General features: G+C 62.0%; 13 protein-coding genes. 3 read left to right on the forward strand and 10 right to left on the reverse strand.

What is annotated here, in order from left to right:
- Positions 1-47: 47 nt before the first annotated feature.
- Both FHP89_RS05615 and FHP89_RS05620 read left to right on the forward strand, forming a co-directional pair.
- A complete protein-coding gene (locus tag FHP89_RS05615) occupies positions 48-1,460 on the forward strand; it encodes a bifunctional enoyl-CoA hydratase/phosphate acetyltransferase (protein ID WP_144175478.1) in 1,413 nt (470 codons plus the stop codon).
- The gene (locus FHP89_RS05620; RefSeq protein WP_144175476.1) at positions 1,457-2,650 is read left to right on the forward strand and encodes an acetate/propionate family kinase; all 1,194 of its coding nucleotides are present in this window, start codon (positions 1,457-1,459) and stop codon (positions 2,648-2,650) included. Before FHP89_RS05615 ends, FHP89_RS05620 begins: the two co-directional genes overlap by 4 nt.
- Before the next feature lie 328 nt (positions 2,651-2,978).
- On the opposite strand, the gene FHP89_RS05625 is transcribed toward FHP89_RS05620, so the two are convergent.
- The 10 genes from FHP89_RS05625 to FHP89_RS05670 form a co-directional block, all read right to left on the reverse strand.
- On the reverse strand, positions 2,979-4,445 hold the full coding sequence (locus FHP89_RS05625; protein ID WP_144175474.1) for a glutamate synthase subunit beta: 1,467 nt from the start codon (positions 4,443-4,445) through the stop codon (positions 2,979-2,981).
- A gap of 1 nt (position 4,446) precedes the next feature.
- On the reverse strand, positions 4,447-9,117 hold the full coding sequence (locus FHP89_RS05630; RefSeq protein WP_144175472.1) for a glutamate synthase-related protein: 4,671 nt from the start codon (positions 9,115-9,117) through the stop codon (positions 4,447-4,449).
- Positions 9,118-9,339: 222 nt separating this feature from the next.
- On the reverse strand, positions 9,340-10,461 hold the full coding sequence (locus FHP89_RS05635; protein ID WP_144175470.1) for a deoxyguanosinetriphosphate triphosphohydrolase: 1,122 nt from the start codon (positions 10,459-10,461) through the stop codon (positions 9,340-9,342).
- The gene (aroB, locus tag FHP89_RS05640; protein ID WP_144175468.1) at positions 10,458-11,546 is read right to left on the reverse strand and encodes a 3-dehydroquinate synthase; all 1,089 of its coding nucleotides are present in this window, start codon (positions 11,544-11,546) and stop codon (positions 10,458-10,460) included. The genes FHP89_RS05635 and aroB overlap by 4 nt, the downstream gene beginning before the upstream one ends.
- The gene (locus FHP89_RS05645; protein ID WP_144175466.1) at positions 11,534-12,100 is read right to left on the reverse strand and encodes a shikimate kinase; all 567 of its coding nucleotides are present in this window, start codon (positions 12,098-12,100) and stop codon (positions 11,534-11,536) included. Before FHP89_RS05645 ends, aroB begins: the two co-directional genes overlap by 13 nt.
- A 4-nt stretch (positions 12,101-12,104) precedes the next feature.
- Positions 12,105-14,249 carry a type IV pilus secretin PilQ gene (gene pilQ, locus FHP89_RS05650; protein WP_144175464.1) on the reverse strand — a complete coding sequence of 715 codons (2,145 nt, stop codon included), beginning with the start codon at positions 14,247-14,249 and terminating at the stop codon, positions 12,105-12,107.
- Entirely contained in the window at positions 14,246-14,761 is a 516-nt protein-coding gene (locus FHP89_RS05655) for a pilus assembly protein PilP (protein WP_144175462.1), read from the reverse strand. Before FHP89_RS05655 ends, pilQ begins: the two co-directional genes overlap by 4 nt.
- A 7-nt stretch (positions 14,762-14,768) precedes the next feature.
- Positions 14,769-15,449 (reverse strand): type IV pilus inner membrane component PilO, encoded by a 681-nt coding sequence (gene pilO, locus FHP89_RS05660; protein WP_144175460.1) that lies wholly within the window; start codon positions 15,447-15,449, stop codon positions 14,769-14,771.
- Positions 15,446-16,039, reverse strand: a complete 594-nt coding sequence (locus tag FHP89_RS05665; protein WP_144175458.1) for a PilN domain-containing protein — start codon at positions 16,037-16,039, stop codon at positions 15,446-15,448. Before FHP89_RS05665 ends, pilO begins: the two co-directional genes overlap by 4 nt.
- Positions 16,039-17,112 carry a pilus assembly protein PilM gene (locus FHP89_RS05670; RefSeq protein WP_144175456.1) on the reverse strand — a complete coding sequence of 358 codons (1,074 nt, stop codon included), beginning with the start codon at positions 17,110-17,112 and terminating at the stop codon, positions 16,039-16,041. The genes FHP89_RS05665 and FHP89_RS05670 overlap by 1 nt, the downstream gene beginning before the upstream one ends.
- Before the next feature lie 170 nt (positions 17,113-17,282).
- Between FHP89_RS05670 and FHP89_RS05675 the strand changes: the two genes are divergently transcribed.
- Positions 17,283-19,751 carry a PBP1A family penicillin-binding protein gene (locus tag FHP89_RS05675; protein WP_144175454.1) on the forward strand — a complete coding sequence of 823 codons (2,469 nt, stop codon included), beginning with the start codon at positions 17,283-17,285 and terminating at the stop codon, positions 19,749-19,751.
- Positions 19,752-19,799 lie beyond the last annotated feature (48 nt).

Raw genomic sequence — 19,799 nt, forward strand, 5'->3', positions numbered from 1 at the left:
CGAAGACTAGAATGCGATTTGCTGCAACGCATAAAGGAAAAGCAATCATGCACCGGGCCGTCCATCAGTACATCGAGAATCGCACCTTTGACGAGATCGCCATCGGCGATCAAGCGCGCCTCATCCGCACGCTCAAGCCCAACGACATTCATCTGTTCGCCGCCATGTCCGGCGACGTCAACCCCACCCATGTGGACCCCGAATTCGCGCGCTCCAGTCAGTTCCGCGAAGTCGTCGGTCACAGCATGTGGGGCAGCACCCTGTTTTCCACCATCCTGGGCACCGAGTTTCCCGGCCCCGGCACGGTGTACATCTCTCAGTCGCTCAAGTTCTGGCGCCCGGTCGGCATCGCCGACACGCTGGAAATCACCGTGACCTGCCGCGAGAAGTTCACCCACAACTCGCATATCATCTTCGACTGCGTGGCCATCAACCAGGATGGACTGAAGGTCATTGACGGCACGGCGGAAGTCGCCGCCCCGACCGAGAAGATCAAGCGTCCGCGCATCAGCCTGCCGGAGGTGACCATCTCCGACAAAGAGCTGCGCTACCAGCACCTGCTGTCGCTGACCACCGGCCTGGCCCCCGTGCCAACGGCGGTGGTCCACCCCTGCGACGCGGCATCGCTGGGTGGCCCGCTGCAGGCGGCTGACGAAGGACTGATCATCCCCATCCTGATCGGCCCCGAGGCCAAGATCCGCGCCGTCGCCGAAGAAGAAGGCTTTGACCTGACCGGCATTCGCATCGTCGACGTCCCGCACAGCCATGCGGCGGCCGAAACCGGCGTCGCCATGGCGCGCAAGGGCGAGGTCGAAGTGTTGATGAAAGGTTCGCTGCACACCGATGAGCTGATGAGCGCGGTGGTGAACCGCAGCCACGGCTTGCGCACCGCGCGCCGCATCAGCCATGTGTTCATCGCCGAAGTGCCGACCTATCCGCACCCGCTGCTGATCACCGACGCGGCCATCAACATCGAGCCGACGCTGGAAGAGAAGGTCGACATCGTCCAGAACGCCATCGAGCTGGCGCAGATCATGGGCATCATCGAGCCCAAGGTCGCCATCCTGTCGGCGGTCGAAACGGTCACCTCCAAGCTGCGCTCGACCATCGACGCAGCCGCGCTGTGCAAAATGGCCGATCGCGGCCAGATCAAGGGCGGCATCCTCGACGGCCCGCTGGCTTTCGACAATGCCATCTCACTGGTCGCCGCCAAAACCAAGGGCATCGTGTCGGCGGTGGCCGGTAACGCTGACATCCTGCTGGTGCCCGATCTCGAGTCGGGCAACATGATGGCCAAGCAGCTCGAATACTTTGCCGACGCCGTCCTGGCCGGCGTGGTGGTCGGCACCAAGGTGCCCATCGTCCTCACCAGCCGCGCCGACACCGCCGAAGCCCGTGCCGCCTCCTGCGCCATCGCGCAGCTGATGGCCCACCACCGTCGCGGGGTAGTCGTCCAATGAAGGCACTCTGGGTTCTCAATGCCGGTTCGTCGAGCCTGAAGTTTGCGCTCTACCCGGTCGAGCCGGACCTGGCCGATGCGCCCGCCCTCGCCGGGCAGATCGAAGGCATTGGCACACACCCGCGCCTGCACGCACGCGCCGCCACCGGCGAGCGCTTCGAATCCAGCGTGCCGCACCCGGCCGGCAACGATCAGGACAGCCACCATCAGGGCGCACTGGATTTTCTGCTCGACTGGATGAAGACGCACACCCCGCGTCTTGACCTGATCGGGGTGGGCCACCGGGTCGTGCATGGCGGCGCCGCCCATAGCGCGCCGATCCAGCTCGACCCCGCCTTGCTGACCGAGCTGGCTGCGTTCGAACCGCTCGCGCCACTGCATCAACCGCACAATCTGCGTGCCATTCGCGCGGTCGGCCGGATCATGCCGCAACTGCCGCAGGTGGCCTGCTTCGACACCGCCTTCCATCGCACACAACCCGCCCTCGCGCAGCGCTTCGCACTCCCGCGTGCCTTGCACGAAGAGGGCGTTCGCCGGTATGGCTTTCATGGTCTGTCGTATGAATACATCAGCCGGCAGCTGCCGGAGGTCATTGGCCCCGAACGCGCGCATGGCGCGGTGATCGTCGCCCACCTGGGCAACGGCGCCAGCATGTGCGCCATGCGCGACGGCAAAAGCGTGGGCTCCAGCATGGGCTTCACCGCCATCGACGGCTTGATGATGGGCACCCGCAGCGGCAGCATCGACCCGGGCGTATTGTTGTATTTGATGGACCAGAAAGGACTCGATTCCGCCGCCTTGACGCGCTTGCTGTACAAGGAATCCGGCCTGCTGGGCGTGTCCGGCCTCAGCGCCGACATGCGCGACCTGCTCGCCTCGCCGGCACCCGAAGCGCGCGAAGCGATCGACCTGTTCTGCTATCGCGCCGCACGCGAACTGGGCTCACTGGCCGCGGCGGCCGGGGGTTGTGATGCCGTGGTGTTTACCGGCGGCATTGGTGAGCACGCCGCCGCGGTGCGCGAAGCCATCATCGCCCGATCGGCCTGGCTCGGGCTCAGTCTGGACACGGCAGCCAACGCCAAGGACGCCCGTCGCATCGATCAGGCCGACAGCCAGGTCGCCATCGCCGTCATCCCGACCAACGAAGAGTGGATGATTGCCCGGCATACGCTGGATTTGATCGGCCGCTGATCGCTTGTCACGGCGATCCGTAGGCTGGATGCAGGCCAAAGGCCGGAATCCGGGATCATCGGTTGAGTCGCCACCGTTCCCGGATTCCGCTACGCTGCATCCGGGCTACGCACCTACCACCTGATTCGCACAACACGTTGTTTTAAATAGAAAAAGGCGGCCACGGCCGCCTTTTTCATTACACACGAGGTGTCGCTTAACGCGGCAGCTCGGACGCCCCCATCAGGAACGCATCGACCTCACGGGCACATTGGCGACCTTCGCGCAACGCGCCCCGAAGGGCGCGTTCCAATAGACCCGCTGGGCGGTTCGTGAAGGTCGCCGCAGCTTAACGCGGCAGCTCAGACGAACCCATCAGGAACGCATCCACCTCACGGGCACACTGGCGACCTTCGCGAATTGCCCAGACAACGAGCGACTGGCCGCGACGCACGTCACCCGCCGCAAACACCTTGGCGACGTTGGTGGCGTAGCAGCCTTCGCCGTCCGTGGTGGCCTTGGCATTGCCGCGCGGATCCTTGTCGACACCGAAGGCGCCAAGCAACGATCCAACCGGGTTGGTAAAGCCCATGGCAAACAGCACCAGATCGGCCGGGTAGGTTTCTTCGCTGCCCGCCACGCTGATCATCTTGCCGTCCTTCCACTCCAGACGCGCGGTGCGCAGTGCCTTGACCTGCCCGTTTTCGCCGACAAACTCCTGGGTGGAGATGGCGAACTCGCGGCGGGTGTCGCCTTCCTTGTGCGAGGACGAGGTGCGCAGCTTGAGCGGCCAGTACGGCCAGGTCAGCGCCTTGTCTTCTTCCTCGGGCGGCTGCGGCATGACTTCGAATTGCGTGACCGAGGCCGCGCCGTGGCGATAGCTGGTGCCGACGCAGTCGGAGCCGGTGTCGCCACCGCCAATCACCACCACATGCTTGCCCTTGGCACTGATCGGGTTAGCGCCGTCGCCAGCGACCTCCTTGTTCTGCGGGATCAGGAACTCGAGCGCGAAATGCACGCCGTCAAGCTCACGGCCAGGGGCCGGCAGATCGCGCGGGACTTCGGAGCCGGCGGCCAGAATCACCGCATCGAACTCGGAGGTGAGTTGCTCGGCCGAGACCATTTCCTTGCCGTCGTTGGCCACACCCGGCACACCCGGCACGGCGCCCACACACACGCTGGTGCGGAACTCGACGCCTTCGGCCTGCATCTGTTCGATGCGACGGTCGATGACCGACTTTTCGAGCTTGAAGTCGGGGATGCCATAGCGCAGCAGGCCGCCGACGCGATCGCTCTTTTCGAACACCACCACGTCATGACCGACACGGACCAGCTGCTGGGCGGCGGCCAGACCGGCGGGGCCGGAGCCGACCACGGCAATCTTCTTGCCGGTCTTGCGCTGCGGCAGCTGCGGCTTGACCCAGCCGTTTTCCCAGGCCTTGTCGATGATCGCCCGCTCGATGGACTTGATGCCCACCGCGTCGGTGTTGATGTTCAGCGTGCACGCCGCTTCACAGGGCGCCGGACAGATGCGGCCGGTGAACTCGGGGAAGTTGTTGGTCGAATGCAGGACACGGATGGCCTGCTCCCACTGCCCGCGATACACCAGGTCATTCCAGTCCGGAATGATGTTGTTGACCGGGCAGCCGTTGTTACAGAACGGAATGCCGCAGTCCATGCAGCGCGCCCCCTGCACCGCCGACTCCTCATCGGAGAGGCGGGAAAGGAACTCCTTGTAGTTCTGCACCCGCGCATCGGCCGGTTGGCTGGCCTCGGAGAGACGATGAAACTCGAGAAATCCGGTGGGCTTACCCATCTTATGCAGCCTCCAGTTGCTTCTTCTGCGCGGCCATTTCGGCCAGCGCGCGACGATACTCGTGCGGCATTACCTTGACGAACTTGGCGCGATAGCTCGACCAGTGTTCGAGAATCCGCTTGGCGGTGGCGCTGCCCGTGTATTGGGCGTGCTTTTCAATCAGCCCCTTGAGAATGGCCTCGTCGGCCAACCCCAGGTGACGCACATCGACGCGGCCATGCGATTCCAGGTCATCGCCTTCTTCGGTGCCCTGACGGGCGACGAACTCTTCTTCGACCGGCTCAAGCGCGACCTGCGCCATGTTGCAGCGGCCAGCGAAGCTGCCGTCCTCGTCGAACACGTAGGCCACGCCACCGGACATGCCGGCAGCGAAGTTGCGACCTGTTTCGCCGAGCACCACCACCGTACCGCCCGTCATGTATTCGCAGCCGTGGTCACCCACGCCTTCGACGACGGCGGTGGCGCCGGAGTTGCGCACCGCGAAGCGCTCACCGCCCACGCCGGCGAAGAAGGCTTCGCCTTCGATCGCGCCGTACAGCACGGTGTTGCCGATGATGATGTTCTCGGCGGTGTCGCCACGGAATTTGGCATCCGGACGCACGACGATACGGCCACCCGAGAGGCCTTTGCCGACATAGTCGTTGCCTTCACCGACCAGATCCAGCGTCACGCCACGGGCCAGGAAGGCGCCGAAGCTCTGCCCGGCCGTACCGGACAGCGTGATGTGGATGGTGTCGTCCGGCAGGCCGGCATGACCGTACTTGGTAGCCACCGCGCCCGACAGCATGGCGCCGACAGTGCGGTTGAGGTTACGCACGGGCAAGTTGATCTTCACCGCTTCGCCGCGCTCCAGGGCCGGGGCCGCCTGCTTGACCAGCTCCTGGTCCAGCGCCTTCTCCAGGCCGTGATCCTGATCTTCGGTGTGGTGACGCCCCACCGTGGCCGGCACGTCCGGACGATAGAAGATGCGGCTGTAGTCGAGACCGCGCGCCTTCCAGTGGTTGATGCCTTTCCGCATGTCGAGCAGGTCCGAGCGGCCGATCAGGTCGTCGAACTTGCGAATGCCCAGCTGAGCCATCAGCTCGCGCACTTCGTCAGCGATGAAGAAGAAGAAGTTGACCACGTGCTCGGGCTGGCCGGTAAAGCGCTTGCGCAGCTCCGGGTCTTGCGTGGCCACGCCGACCGGACAGGTGTTGAGGTGGCACTTGCGCATCATGATGCAGCCTTCGACGACCAGCGGGGCGGTCGCGAAGCCGAATTCATCGGCGCCAAGCAGCGCACCGATCACCACGTCGCGACCGGTCTTCATCTGACCGTCAACCTGCACCCGCACCCGCGAGCGCAGGCGGTTGAGCACCAAAGTTTGCTGGGTTTCGGCCAGGCCGAGTTCCCACGGCGAACCGGCATGCTTGATCGACGACAGGGGCGAAGCGCCCGTGCCGCCGTCATGACCGGCGATCACGATGTGGTCGGCCTTGGCCTTGGTCACACCGGCGGCCACAGTACCGACACCGATCTCGGACACCAGCTTGACGCTGATCGAGGCCTTGCTGTTAGCGTTCTTCAGGTCGTGGATCAGCTGCGCCAGGTCTTCGATCGAATAGATGTCGTGGTGCGGCGGCGGCGAAATCAGGCCGACGCCCGGCACCGAGTGACGCAGGAAGCCGATGTACTCAGACACCTTGTGGCCGGGCAGCTGACCGCCCTCACCGGGCTTGGCGCCCTGGGCCATTTTGATCTGGATCTGATCGGCGTTGGCCAGGTATTCCGTCGTGACACCGAAACGGCCCGAGGCCACCTGCTTGATGGACGAACGCAGGCTATCGCCCGGCGACAGGTCGAGATCGCGCTCGATACGACCCGCACCGATCAGCTCGGAGAGCTTGGTCGGCTTGGTGACCGGCATGAAACGCTTCGGATCTTCGCCGCCTTCACCGGTGTTTGACTTGCCGCCGATGCGGTTCATCGCCACGGCGAGGGTGGTGTGCGCTTCGGTCGAAATCGAACCGAGCGACATGGCGCCGGTGGCAAAACGCTTGACGATTTCCTTGGCCGACTCGACTTCGTCGAGCGGCACCGGCGCACCTGCGACCTTGATCTCGAACAGGCCGCGCATGGTCATGTGGCGCTTGGTCTGGTCGTTGACCAGGCGAGCGTATTCCTTGAAGGTATCCGCCTTGCCGGCGCGTGTCGCGTGTTGCAGTTTGGCAATGGTATCCGGCGTCCACATGTGCTCTTCGCCGCGCACACGGTAGGCGTAATCTCCACCCGCATCGAGCAATTCGGCCAGCACAGGGTCGTCACCGAAAGCCTTCTGGTGCAGACGCATCGTCTCTTCCATGACCTCGAACACGCCAACGCCTTCGACCTGGCTGGTGGTGCCGGTGAAGTACTTGTCGAGCAGGCTCTGCTTGAGACCGACCGCTTCGAAGATCTGCGCGCCGGTGTAGGACATGTAGGTCGAGATGCCCATCTTGGACATGATCTTGCACAGACCTTTGCCGACTGCCTTGACGAAGTGAGCGATGGCCTTTTCGCCGGCCTCGGCGTCACCGGCCAGCGTCTGCAGGGTTTCGAGCGCGAGGTAGGGGTGGACCGCTTCCGCACCGTAGCCAGCGAGCACGGCAAAGTGATGGTTTTCGCGCGCGGTGCCGGTTTCGACCACCAGGCCGGCACGTGTGCGCAGGCCCTTGCTCACCAGATGCTGGTGAATGGCGGAGGTGGCCAGCAACGCGGGAATGGCGACATTTTGGGCGTCGACATTGCGGTCGGACACCACCAGGATGTTGAAGCCCTGCTCCACCGCATCTTCGGCTTCGGCGCACAGCGAGGCGAGACGCGCCTCGACGCCAGCCTTGCCCCAGGCCACCGGGTAGCAGACGTCCAGCTCGGCCGAGCGGAACTTGTTGCCGGTGTAGCGCGCGATGTTGCGGATCTTTGCCATATCGGCAAAGTTCAGCACCGGCTGCGTCACTTCGAGGCGGTACGGGGGGTTGATCTCGTTGATTTCAAGCAGGTTGGGACGCGGGCCGATGAAGGACACCAGCGACATCACCAGTTGCTCGCGGATCGGATCGATCGGCGGGTTGGTCACCTGCGCGAAGAGCTGACGGAAGTAGTTGTAGAGCGGCTTCTCTTTGCTCGACAACACGGCCATCGGCGCGTCGTTACCCATCGAACCCGTGCCTTCTTCGCCGGCGCGGGCCATCGGCTCGAGGATGAACTTGATGTCTTCCTGCGTGAAACCAAAGGCCTGCTGGCGATCCAGCAAGCTGGCGCGGCATTCGGTCGCGACTGTCGCGTCGGACTTTTCAAGGCCATCGAGCTTGATGTTGATGCGCTGGTTCCACTCGCGATACGGCTTGGCCGTGGCGAGCGACTCCTTGAGCTCCTCATCGTTGATGATGCGGCCCTGCTCCATGTCGATCAGGAACATCTTGCCGGGCTGGAGGCGCCATTTCTTGACGATCTTGCTGTCCGGGATCGGCAGCACGCCAGACTCGGACGCCATCACCACAAGGTCGTCATCCGTCACCAGATAACGCGCCGGACGCAGACCGTTACGGTCGAGCGTAGCGCCGATCTGCACGCCGTCGGTAAAGGCCACCGCGGCGGGGCCATCCCACGGTTCCATCATGGCGGCGTGGTATTCGTAGAAGGCGCGGCGCTGCTCGCCCATCAGGGTGTGCGACTCCCAGGCCTCGGGGATCATCATCATCACCGCGTGAGCCATGGTGTAGCCGCCCATCACCAGCAGTTCGAGCGCATTATCGAAGGCGGCGGAGTCGGACTGCCCCGGGTAGATCAGCGGCCAGATCTTTTCCAGATCCTTGCCCAGCAACGGAGAGGCGACGCCCTTTTCACGCGCGCGCATCCAGTTGTAGTTGCCGCGCAGGGTGTTGATCTCGCCATTGTGCGCGATCATGCGGAAGGGGTGCGCCAGGTTCCACTTGGGGAACGTATTGGTTGAAAAACGCTGGTGCACCAGCGCCAGCGCCGAGACCGTACGCGGATCGACCAGGTCGAGGTAGTACTCACCCACCTGGTTGGCCAGCAGCAGGCCCTTGTAGACGATGGTGCGCGCCGACATCGACACCATGTAGAACTCTTTGGCGTGCTCGAGCTGCAGGCGCTGGATGGCGTTGGCGGCGCGACGGCGGATCACGTAGAGCTTACGCTCGAGCGCGTCGGTCACCATGATGTCCGCGCCGCGGCCGATGAAGATCTGACGGATGATCGGCTCGGTCTTGCGTACCGTCGGCGACATCGGCATGTCGGGATTGACCGGCACATCGCGCCAACCGATCACCACCTGCCCTTCGGCACGGATGGCGCGCTCGATTTCTTCTTCACAGGCCATGCGCGAGGCGTGCTCTTTGGGCATGAACACCATGCCGACGCCGTAGTCACCCACAGGCGGCAGGGTCACGCCTTGAGCGGCCATTTCCTCGCGGTAGAGCTGGTCGGGCAGCTGAAGCAGCAAGCCCGCGCCATCGCCCTGGAGTGCGTCCGCACCCACGGCGCCCCGGTGATCGAGGTTTTTAAGGATCTCGAGACCCTGAATCACGATATCGTGGCGTTTTTCACCCTTGATATGGGCAATAAAACCGACACCGCAGGCGTCATGTTCGTTGGCGGGGTCATAAAGGCCCTGCTTGTGGGGAATGCTCATACTTTTTCCTCGACACTTCGTGCCTGCCCGTCATCCGGCGTCAAACCGGTGGGGCTCGGCAACGCGATTACGGCAGGCGTCAAAAAAGCCGGTCGCTTGCGCACCGGCTCTACACGACGCACTTGGCGGCGCCGTTACGAACACACTTGGCGGACTCTCGAATATACAGCCCGATCCTCAGGCCTTCAAGTACTTTTTTGCAGTGCGCAAAAAGGGAAATGATTAGTGAATCTCGCCAACGGCAAACAGGCGCCGGTGTTCTTTCATGGCGTAGCGATCGGTCATGCCGGCGATGTAATCGGCGATGGCGCGCGCGGCATCGGTGTCGGCCCGCCGCTGATACTGCGGCGGCAACAGGCGCGGATCGGCCAGAAAGGCGCCGAACAGATCGACGATAATGCGCCGCGCTTTATCGGTCATGCGCAACACCTGATAGTGGTGATAGAGGTTCTCGCGGAGAAAGACCTTGAGACGATTCAGCGAAGGCCGCAGGCTGTCGGAATACGCCACCAGACGCGGCGCGGCATGCACATCGTCGAGTGTCTGCACCCCTGCTGAAACGATGTTCTGGCGGGTCTGATCGATCAGATCCACGGCCATCAGGTTGATCATGCGACGAATGGTTTCGTGGATCAGCCGCCGGCCGGACAGCGTCGGGTAGCGCGCCTCGACTTCCCGTCGTTGCACGGCAAAGATCTCGACATCGTTGAGCTGCTCCAGCGTAATCAGGCCGGAGCGCAGGCCATCGTCGACATCGTGGTTGTTGTAGGCAATCTCATCGGCCAGATTGGCCAATTGCGCCTCAACACTAGGTTGCGTGCCATCGAGAAAGCGCTGCCCAAGCGCGCCGAGCGTCGCCGCATTGTCGCGCGAACAATGCTTGAGAATGCCCTCGCGGGTTTCATAGGTGAGATTCAACCCGTCGAACTCGGCGTAATGCTCTTCAAGCACATCGACCGTGCGCAAGGACTGCAGGTTGTGCTCGAAGCCGCCGTAGGCCTTCATGCAGGTATTGAGCGCCGTCTGACCGGCATGGCCGAAAGGCGTGTGGCCGAGGTCATGCGCCAAGGCAATCGCCTCGGCCAGATCTTCGTTCAGCGCCAGCGCACGCGCGATGGTGCGGGTTATCTGGGCGACCTCGATGCTGTGCGTCAGCCGGGTCCGGAACAGATCGCCTTCGTGATTCACGAACACCTGGGTTTTGTACTCCAGGCGCCGAAACGCGGTGGAGTGGATGATACGGTCACGGTCCCGCTGGAACTCGCCTCGCGCGGTCGGCTGGGCCTCGGCCTGCCGACGGCCCCGTGAGTTTTCTTCGGTAATCGCGTAGCCGGCCAACATCATGCGCTCTCGCAGCAGGCGTCAATCGCCGCAGCGATATCTGCGATGGGCACATCGGAGAAAATCTCGGCGTCGCCGATGTCGCGCAGCAACACAAGTCGAAGGCGTCCGGCCTCGACCTTCTTGTCATGCGCCATCAGCTCAAGATAACGGGCCGCACCAAGCCGCGGGCCAAGCACCGGCAGGCCAGCGCGCGCAATCAGCGCGACCGTCCGCTCATATTGCTGCATCGACAGCCAGCCCTGGCGCTGCGACAAAGTCGCCGCCATCACCATGCCGGCACCAACCGCCTCGCCATGCAGCCAGACACCAAAGCCCATCCCGGCTTCGATGGCATGTCCAAACGTGTGGCCAAGATTGAGCAGGGCGCGCACACCACGCTCGGTTTCATCTTCCGACACGATCTGGGATTTGTTGGCGCAGGAACGCTCGATGGCCTCGGCCAGCGCCAAAGGATCACGCCCGAGCAACTTGTCGATGTGACTCTCCAGCCAGTCGAAAAACGCGGGGTCACGAATCAGACCGTACTTAATCACCTCTGCCAAGCCCGCTTTCAACTCGCGATCGGGCAATGTGTTCAACACCGCGGTATCCGCCAGCACCAACTGCGGTTGGTGAAACGCGCCAATCATGTTCTTGCCGAGCGGATGGTTGATCGCCGTTTTTCCACCAACGGAGGAGTCCACCTGCGAGAGCAGAGTGGTCGGGATTTGAATGAAGGGAATGCCGCGCTGATAGGTTGCTGCCGCAAAACCGGCCATGTCACCCACCACCCCGCCGCCGAGCGCGACCAGCGTTGTGCTCCGGTCGAAGTGCCCCGCCAGCAAGGCATCAAAAATCGTATTCAGCGTCTGCCAGTTCTTGTGGGCCTCGCCATCGGGCAAGACCACGCTATCGTAGGCAATGCCGGCCCGGGCCAGGGTCGCGGTCAGACGATCGAGGTAGAGCGGCGCCACCACATCATTGGTCACGATGGCCACGCGCGGCGTATTTACGGCAGCCGCGATCGCGTCAGCGCTATCGAGCATACCTTCGCCAATCAGAATCGGATAACTACGCTCACCCAGTGCAACCGTCAGTTTTCGCATGCAAGTTCCAGAGCCTTCTCGATCTTTCGAAGCATCGATTTTGCGCTACCACGGCCCCCGGGGACAACCACATGCGCAACGGCGCGATAAAGCGGATCCCGCTCATGATAGAGCGACTCGATCCGACCACGCGGATCTTCGACCTGCAACAGCGGTCGATTCCGGTCGTGGCGTGTGCGCTCCCAAAGCACGGCAGGCGGCACATCGAGGTAGATCACAAGACACCGCTCACGCAGCACCTTGCGATTCTCTTCTGCAAGCACGACGCCACCACCGGTCGCGAGAACCAGATCGCGCTCCTGCGACAGATCCTCAATCACCTGCGACTCGCGCCGGCGAAAACCCGGCTCACCCTCGACATCGAAAATGACTGGCACCGACACGCCGGTACGCGCACAGATTTCATGGTCGCTATCAACAAAACGACGGTGCAAGCGCCGAGCCAACTCGCGCCCCACCGTCGTTTTTCCTGCGCCCATCATCCCCACCAAAACAATGCAGGGGGTCAAACGCGTCACCAAGGTGTCGGCCTTTGCCGCGCCAGCCGACACCATGGGCTTACCGCAGCGACAACGCTTGCGTCACGATACGCGGCGTGATGAACACCAGCAATTCCTTGCGATTGGACACCTGCTGCGTATTGCGGAACAAAGCGCCGACCACCGGAATCTCGCCGAGGAACGGAACGCGATTGATCTGCTTGGTCTCTTCTTCCTCATACACGCCACCGATCACGACCGTGCCCCCGTTCTCGACCATGACCTCGGTCTTGACGTGCTTGGTATCGATGGCCACGCCGCCAGGCACTGTCGCGCCCGGCTTGTCCTTATTCACATCGACAAATAGCTGGACCCGGCCGTCCGGTGTGATGTTCGGACGCACCTTCAGTGACAGCACCGCCTTGCGGAACTGAACGCTGGTTGCGCCGGAACTGGTTGCCGACTGGTACGGAATCTCCGTGCCCTGCTCCATGATCGCCTCGACCTGGTTGGCCGTCAGCACCCGCGGGCTCGACACAACACGACCACGATTGTCCACTTCCAAAGCACTCAGTTCGAGATTGAGAAAGCGGGTGGCGGCGCTATTGAACAGGATCAGCGACAACTGCGACGGCGTGCCAGTCGACGGAGACGCCGGCAGATTCACGCCCAGACTGTCACTGAAGAAGTCTGGCGTGGTCGACGTTTGACCGGTATGGAAGCCCGTGTCGCCCAAACCGCCGCCGATCACCGCACGGCTTCCGCCCGGGCCGCCAAACGGTGCATTCGGCATGTGAATGCCCATCCGCACGCCCAAGTCCCGCGCAAACCCTTTGTCGGCTTCAACAATTCGCGCCTCGATCAGTACCTGACGCGGCGGAATGTCAATTTCCTGAATCAATCGGTGCAAGTCGTCCAGGCGTGTCCCCACATCCGTCACGAAGACCTTGTTGCTGCGCTCATCCACGATAACGCTGCCGCGCTTGGACAACACCGTCTGATTCTTGTCCTTGAGGAAATCAAAGATCTCCTTGGCTTTGTGGTAGTTGATCTGGAAACTCTCGGTCTTCAGCGGCTCCAGATCACCGATCTGCGCCAGGGCTTCGAGTTCAAGCTTTTCGCGTGCGGCCAGTTCATCGCGCGGGGCGATCCAGATCACGTTGCCATGCTTGCGCATGTCCAAGCCCTTGGATTGCAGAATGATGTCAAGCGCCTGATCCCACGGCACATCCTTGAGGCGAAGGGTCAGGCTGCCCTGAACCGTGTCGCTGGTAATGATGTTGAAGTCGGTGAAATCAGCGATGACCTGCAACACCGAACGCACATCGATGTTCTGGAAGTTCAGCGACAACTTGTCACCCTGAAACTTCCCGCGCGCACCCTGAACGAGTTTCTTCGGATCTTCGACAACACGCTTGATCTCAACCACAAACTGATTGTCGCTCTGATATGCGTTGTGCTCCCACAAGCCATTGGGCTTGATCAGCAGGCGGGTATTGGCGCCTTGCGGCTGCACGACAAATTCAGTCACCGGCGTGGCGAAATCGGTCACATCCGACTTGCGGCGCAGATTCTCTGGCAACTTGGTCTTGAGGAAATCAACCGCCAACGCGTCGCCCTGCTGGCGAATATCGATGCCGGTATCCGGATCGCTCAATTCGACGACAATCCGCCCCTCACCCTCGGTACCGCGGCGGAAGTTGATGTCACGCACGAATTTCCCGTCCGCCGTAGCCGCCGAACGATTGGTTTCGGCGAAGCTCGCAAACGGGCGATCATTGGGGCGAAGCTCGGACGGCTCACGACGAACAGGGGAGAGCGCGATCACGACATCCTGCCCCTCAACCCTCGTGTCATAAGGTGTCAATTTGACCAGATTCAGCACGAGCCGCGTACGATCGCCCACCTGGACGATATTCGCGCTGCGCAGATCGCCCTCGTCAATCGTCTGAAGGCTGCGACCGAGCTCGTTGCCCGTCCCCGGGAAATCGAAAGCGATGCGCGCGGGGCTGGCAACGCTGAAACTCGCCGGCGGCTGCGCCAGCGGTGTTTTCAGGCGCACCTTCACGTAGATGCTCGCCCCTTGACGGGACACATCCAGCGCTTCAATCGCATTGTCTGTTGTGACAGATTCGGCCATCGTGGCCTGAGCCATCACCGGCGACGTCGCCTGCGCCATCCACAAGCCCGCAGCGACCACAAAGTAACCCATATTGAACTTCATTGCGTCGTCTCCTGCTGCTCTTGCAAGTACAGCGCACTCGTTCTCTCGACCCAGTCGCCGTTCAAATCTTCAACCAGTTCCGTCAGCGTCACTTCCGACTCCGAAATGCTGGTCACAACGCCAAAATTCTGGCCCATGTAATTCCCCGAGCGGACTTGATAAATGCTGCCCCCCGCGTCAATCAGCGCGTGCGAGGCGCCTGTCTTGAGCAATACACCCACCATCTTCAACGACTCCAGTGGATAGGACTCAAGGGGTTCTCTCTGACGATTGATGTCAGGCGCCCGTCCGCCGCCCACCACTGCACGCGCCGCAACGAATTTGTCGGCGTCATACGGATTGATCTGCGCAAAGGCATCGTAGTCGACCACCGGAAACGGTTTGATCTCCGGAAGGGGCTTCACCTGCCCCTTCATGCCGGCCTCCTGCTGGGCCATCCAGGATCGCAGGTCGTCCTGCTCGGCCGTACATGCGGCCAAGATCACGGGAATTAGAAATATCCACTTTTTCATGGCGCCCTCACCTCGGCTTCTTGGCTTGCGCCGCGGCTTGTTGTTGCTGAGCGAGTTCCTCTTCGTCGAGATAACGATAGGTCACCGCTGTTGCATCCATCTTCAGTGGTTCGCCGGGCTTCGGCCGCTCGATGGCCAGATTGTTCAAGGTCACAATCCGCGGCATCTTCGCCACATCACCCGCAAACGCACCCAAGTCATGGTACTGACCAACCAGTCGAATCGCGATCGGCATCTCGGCGTAGAACTCCTTGATGACATCGCCCCCCGGCTTGAAGAGCTCAAACTGCAAGCCTCGCCCCAGGCCGGCCTGGTTGATATCGGCGAGCAAGGAATCCATCTCCGCCCGGTTGGGCAGCTGACGGAGCAAGGCACCAAACTGGCGGTCGATCTCGGCGAGCTGCTGCAAATGCTCATCCAGATTGACTGACTGACGTTTTTTTCCAACCCAGTCGGCCCGCAGCGTCACCTCTTCCGCTTCGCGCTGCGTCAGCGTATCCATCTGGTCCTGCCAGAAGAACCACCACGCACCCGCTACGGTCGCGACCAGAATGGCGACCAGAAAAACTACTCGCGGCGCCAGTGGCCACACGCCAGGATCGTTCGGGTCGAGCCCACGAAAATCATCTGCGATTCGATTCAGATCGATCGATGGCTGCCGACGGGTCTTAGGTGTCGATGATTTCATTTCACCGCCCCTCCTGCCACGGCGACCTTGTCTTCTTCCTTGGGCCGCTCAAGACTGATATCAAGCGTAAATTCACTGACTCGGCGATCATCCATTTCTTTGAGTGTCGCGGTCTTGATTTCAACCAGCGTCGGCTGTCCAAGGTATTCGGAACCGTCCAGGTTACGCATCAAGGTCGACACCCGCGCATTCGACTGCGCATAGCCAATGAGCGTCACCTTCAGGCCGTTTTGCTTGATGGAACGAAGGAAAACGCCTTCGGGGGTCTGGCGCACCAGTTCGTTGAGCAAATGAACCGTTTCGGCGCGATGCCCCTGCAAAGATTCGATCACCTGCTTGCGTGCCAGCAAGGAATCGATCTGACTCCGAAGCCGTTTGATCTCGGCGATATCCTTGTCGAGTTTGGCAATTTCGGTTTTCAGAAAGTTGTTCTTGTCTTCCTGAGCTTCAATAACGCCGCCAATAATGGTGCTGACCAACACACCAATGAGCGCCCCAAGTACCACCATCGCACCCGCGAGCAGATAGAACTGCTGACGCCGTTGACGGCGTTTTTCTTCACGGTGGGGCAGCAGGTTGATTCGAATCATCAATCAAACCTCCGCAAAGCCAGGCCGCACGCCACCAGCAGCGAAGGCGCATCCGCCATCAAATTTTTGGGGCGAACCTTGGAAGACAACTGCATCTTGGTAAAGGGGTTGGCGACCACCGTATCGACCTGGGTACGCCCGCCCACCACTTCTGCTAGCCCGGAGATCACGGCACAGCCACCCGCAAGGACGATGTGATCAACCTGATTGAACTGTGTGGAGGTAAAGAAGAACTGCAGCGCGCGCGACACCTCAAGTGCCAGGCTGTCCATGAAGGGGCGCAGCAACTCACTGGCGTAGTTTTCCGGCAGGCTGCCGGAACGCTTGGCCGCCTCGGCCTCTTCGGCGCTCATGCCGTAGTGCCGGGCAATATCCTGAGTCAGCTGGTGGCCACCAAAGGCCTGCTCGCGGGTATAAACCTGCACCCCGTCGCGCAACACAGTGACGTTGAGTTGATTGGCGCCGATATCGACCAGCGCGATGATCGCGCCCTTGCCTTTCTCAGGTAGCTGCTGGCAGACGAAATCGAACGCCGACTGCGCGGCGAAGGACTCGACATCCATGATCACGGCCTTCAGGCCTGCCGCCTCGGCCGCAGCCACGCGGTCTTCAACCTTTTCTTTGCGGGAGGCCGCGATCAGGACGTCCATTTCGCCGGGCACGTCGTGAGACTCCTCCAGCACCTGGAAGTCCAGATTCACCTCATCCAGCGCAAAGGGGATGTATTGGTTGGCCTCGCTCTCGACCTGCACCTCCATCTCCTGCTCACGCAGGCCGTCGGGCAACAGGATTTTCTTGGTGATGACCGCCGATGCCGGCAAGGCCATGGCAACTTGCTTGACCCCAGCGCCCATGCGCCTTAGCGCGCGCTTGATCGTCTCGGCGACTGCTTCGAGATTGGCAATGTTCCCGTCTGTGACCGCGTCACGAGGCAGGGGCTCGACCGCATAGCGCTCTATTCGAATCCCTTCCTTGAGGCCGCCAGAGAGCTCAACGAGCTTGACCGCCGAGGAAGAAATATCGAGCCCCACAAGTGGGCGCGCCTTCGGGTTAAAAACCGATAAGTTGATCACAAAGAAAACCCTTAAATTTCTTCATGTTAGGCGCAACATGTGAAAAAACGCTTCAATGCTAGCAACAACGATGGCATGTGTAAAGAATCGCTTTCCAGCGTCATTCATTGGAGCCGTTGCGCCTGCGCCCGTATAATCGCCACGACTCATCTACAGGACATTTACGACGCATGCGCTGGGTTCTTTACCCGTTTTTCGCCCTGATGGGGCTGGCGGTCATGGGTGTCGCCACTTTGGCTGCAGTGGCGGCATTCGCGTGGCCGAAGCTTCCGTCGCTTGAAATCCTCACCGACTACCGCCCAAAGATCCCCCTCCGAATCTACACCTCGGACGGGCATCTCATTGGTGAATATGGCGAAGAGCGCCGGACATTTGTCACGATCACCGATGTGCCGGCGGTACTCAAGCACGCCATTCTCTCGGCCGAAGACGAGCGCTTCTACGAGCACCCCGGGGTCGATCTGCTGGGCATTGCGCGCGCCGCTTCCGCCAATCTGATCTCCGGCGGCAAGGCGCAGGGCGCGTCGACCATCACCATGCAGGTGGCGCGAAACTTCTTCCTGACGCGCGAAAAGACCATCACCCGCAAGCTCTACGAAATTCTGCTGTCACTCAAGATTGAACAAAATCTCAGCAAAGACCAGATTCTTGAGCTGTACGTCAATCAGATCTACCTCGGCCGCCGCGCCTACGGCTTCTCCGCCGCCGCACGCACCTACTATGGCAAGCAGCTGAGCGAGCTCACCGTCGGCGAAGCCGCCATGCTGGCCGGCCTGCCCAAGGCACCATCGGCCTACAACCCCGTCGTCAACCCGAGTCGCGCCCAGCTGCGCCAGCACTATGTGCTGCGCCGCATGCACGAGCTGCGTTTCATCGATGACACCACGCTTGAAGCCGCCCGCGCCGAGCCGATCCGCACCGCCAAAGCCTCGGCCGCCGATCGCAATGAAACCTCGTTCTTCCACGCAGACTACGTCGCCGAGATGGCCCGTCAGATCGCCGTTGAGCAGTTCGAGGACAAGGCCTACGAGCTGGGCATCCGCATCATCACGACCATCACCCGGGACGAGCAGGAAGCCGCCTATCAGGCGCTGCGCGATGGTCTGTTGGCCTACGATCGCCGCCATGGCTATCGCGGCCCCGAAAAATTCATGGAGCTTCCGCCCGCCGGCGATCTGCGCAATGAAGCGATCGAAACCGCACTTGGCGAGGTGCCCGACTATGGCGACATGCTCGCCGCCGTCGTGACACAAGCCAGCCCGAAATCGGTCACGGTCTATCGCGGCGGAAAGAGCATCACCATCGGCGACAAGGGCTTGCGCTTTGCCGCCCCCATGCTCAGCGAGAAGGCCCCGGCTGCCAAACGCATCCGGCCGGGCGCCATCGTGCGCATCCGCGACGAAAAGAAGGACGGCTGGCAGCTCACTCAACTCCCCGACGTCGAAGGCGCGCTGGTGGCCATCGACTCCGACACCGGCGCTGTCCGCGCGCTGGTCGGCGGTTTCGACTTTTACCGCAACAAGTTCAACCACGCCACGCAAGCCATGCGTCAGCCCGGCTCCGGCTTCAAGCCCTTCATCTTCTCCGCCGCGCTGGAACGCGGCTACAGCCCGGGCACCTATGTCGAAGACGAGCCCTTGTACTTCCCTGCCGGTGTCACCGGCAGCCAGGAGTGGGAGCCCGGCAACTACGATCACAAATATGAAGGCCCGATCACCCTGCGCCGTGCGCTGGCCAAATCGAAAAACATGGTATCGATTCGCTTGCTGCAATCGGTCAGCCCGAACTACGCGCAGGACTACATCAGCCGCTTCGGCTTCCCGCCGCAAAACCACCCTGCCTACCTCACCATGGCACTGGGCGCCGGCGCCGCCACGCCCTGGGAGATGGCCACTGGCTACGCGGTGTTCGCCAATGGCGGGTATCGCGTGCAGCCCTATGTCATCAAGGAGATCCTCGACGACGCCGGCAACACCATCGCCAAGGTCGACCCGCCGGTGGCCGGCAAGACCGCCGCCAAGGTCATCGACGAGCGCAACGCCTTCGTCATGGATTCGATGCTGCAGGAAGTCGTTCGGGCAGGTACGGCCACGCGGGCGCTCAAGCTCAAGCGAGGCGACCTGGCCGGCAAGACCGGCACCACCAATGACTATGTCGATGCCTGGTTCTGCGGCTACAACCCGGAGGTCGTGGCGATCTCCTGGGTCGGCTTCGACCAGCCCAAGAATCTCGGCCGCGGCGAAACCGGGGGTGCCACCGCGCTACCGATCTGGATTGACTACATGAAGGTCGCGCTCGAAGGCCGACCCGAAACCAAGATTCCGCAGCCGAGTCGCCTGAACCACATCAGCGCACGGCCCGATGTCGAGCCCGACTGGGTCTATGCCGAAAACGAAGCGCCGATGCCGCCCGAGCTGCCCGAGATGATGCTCGAAGACGGCAGCGTGGCGATGGAAGCGCCCAACGAAGCGATTCCGGCCTTCCCGGCAGAGCTCTTTGGTGGTCGCCGCAGCGCCCCGCCGCCGATGCCCGTGGTGCCCAGAACGCAGGCGCCCGCGCCGGTAGAGGATCTGCGCCCCACACCCGCGCCGGCCATCAACCGTCGGCCGAATTCAATCAGCGCCATGCCGCAGCGCTGACGGCGGGCGCACGCCGTAGCGGCGGCGCGTTCCAAGCTCGCACGGCGG

The organism is Denitromonas ohlonensis, assembly GCF_007625205.1.
In the GTDB taxonomy this organism is placed as follows: Bacteria; Pseudomonadota; Gammaproteobacteria; order Burkholderiales; family Rhodocyclaceae; genus Nitrogeniibacter; species Nitrogeniibacter ohlonensis.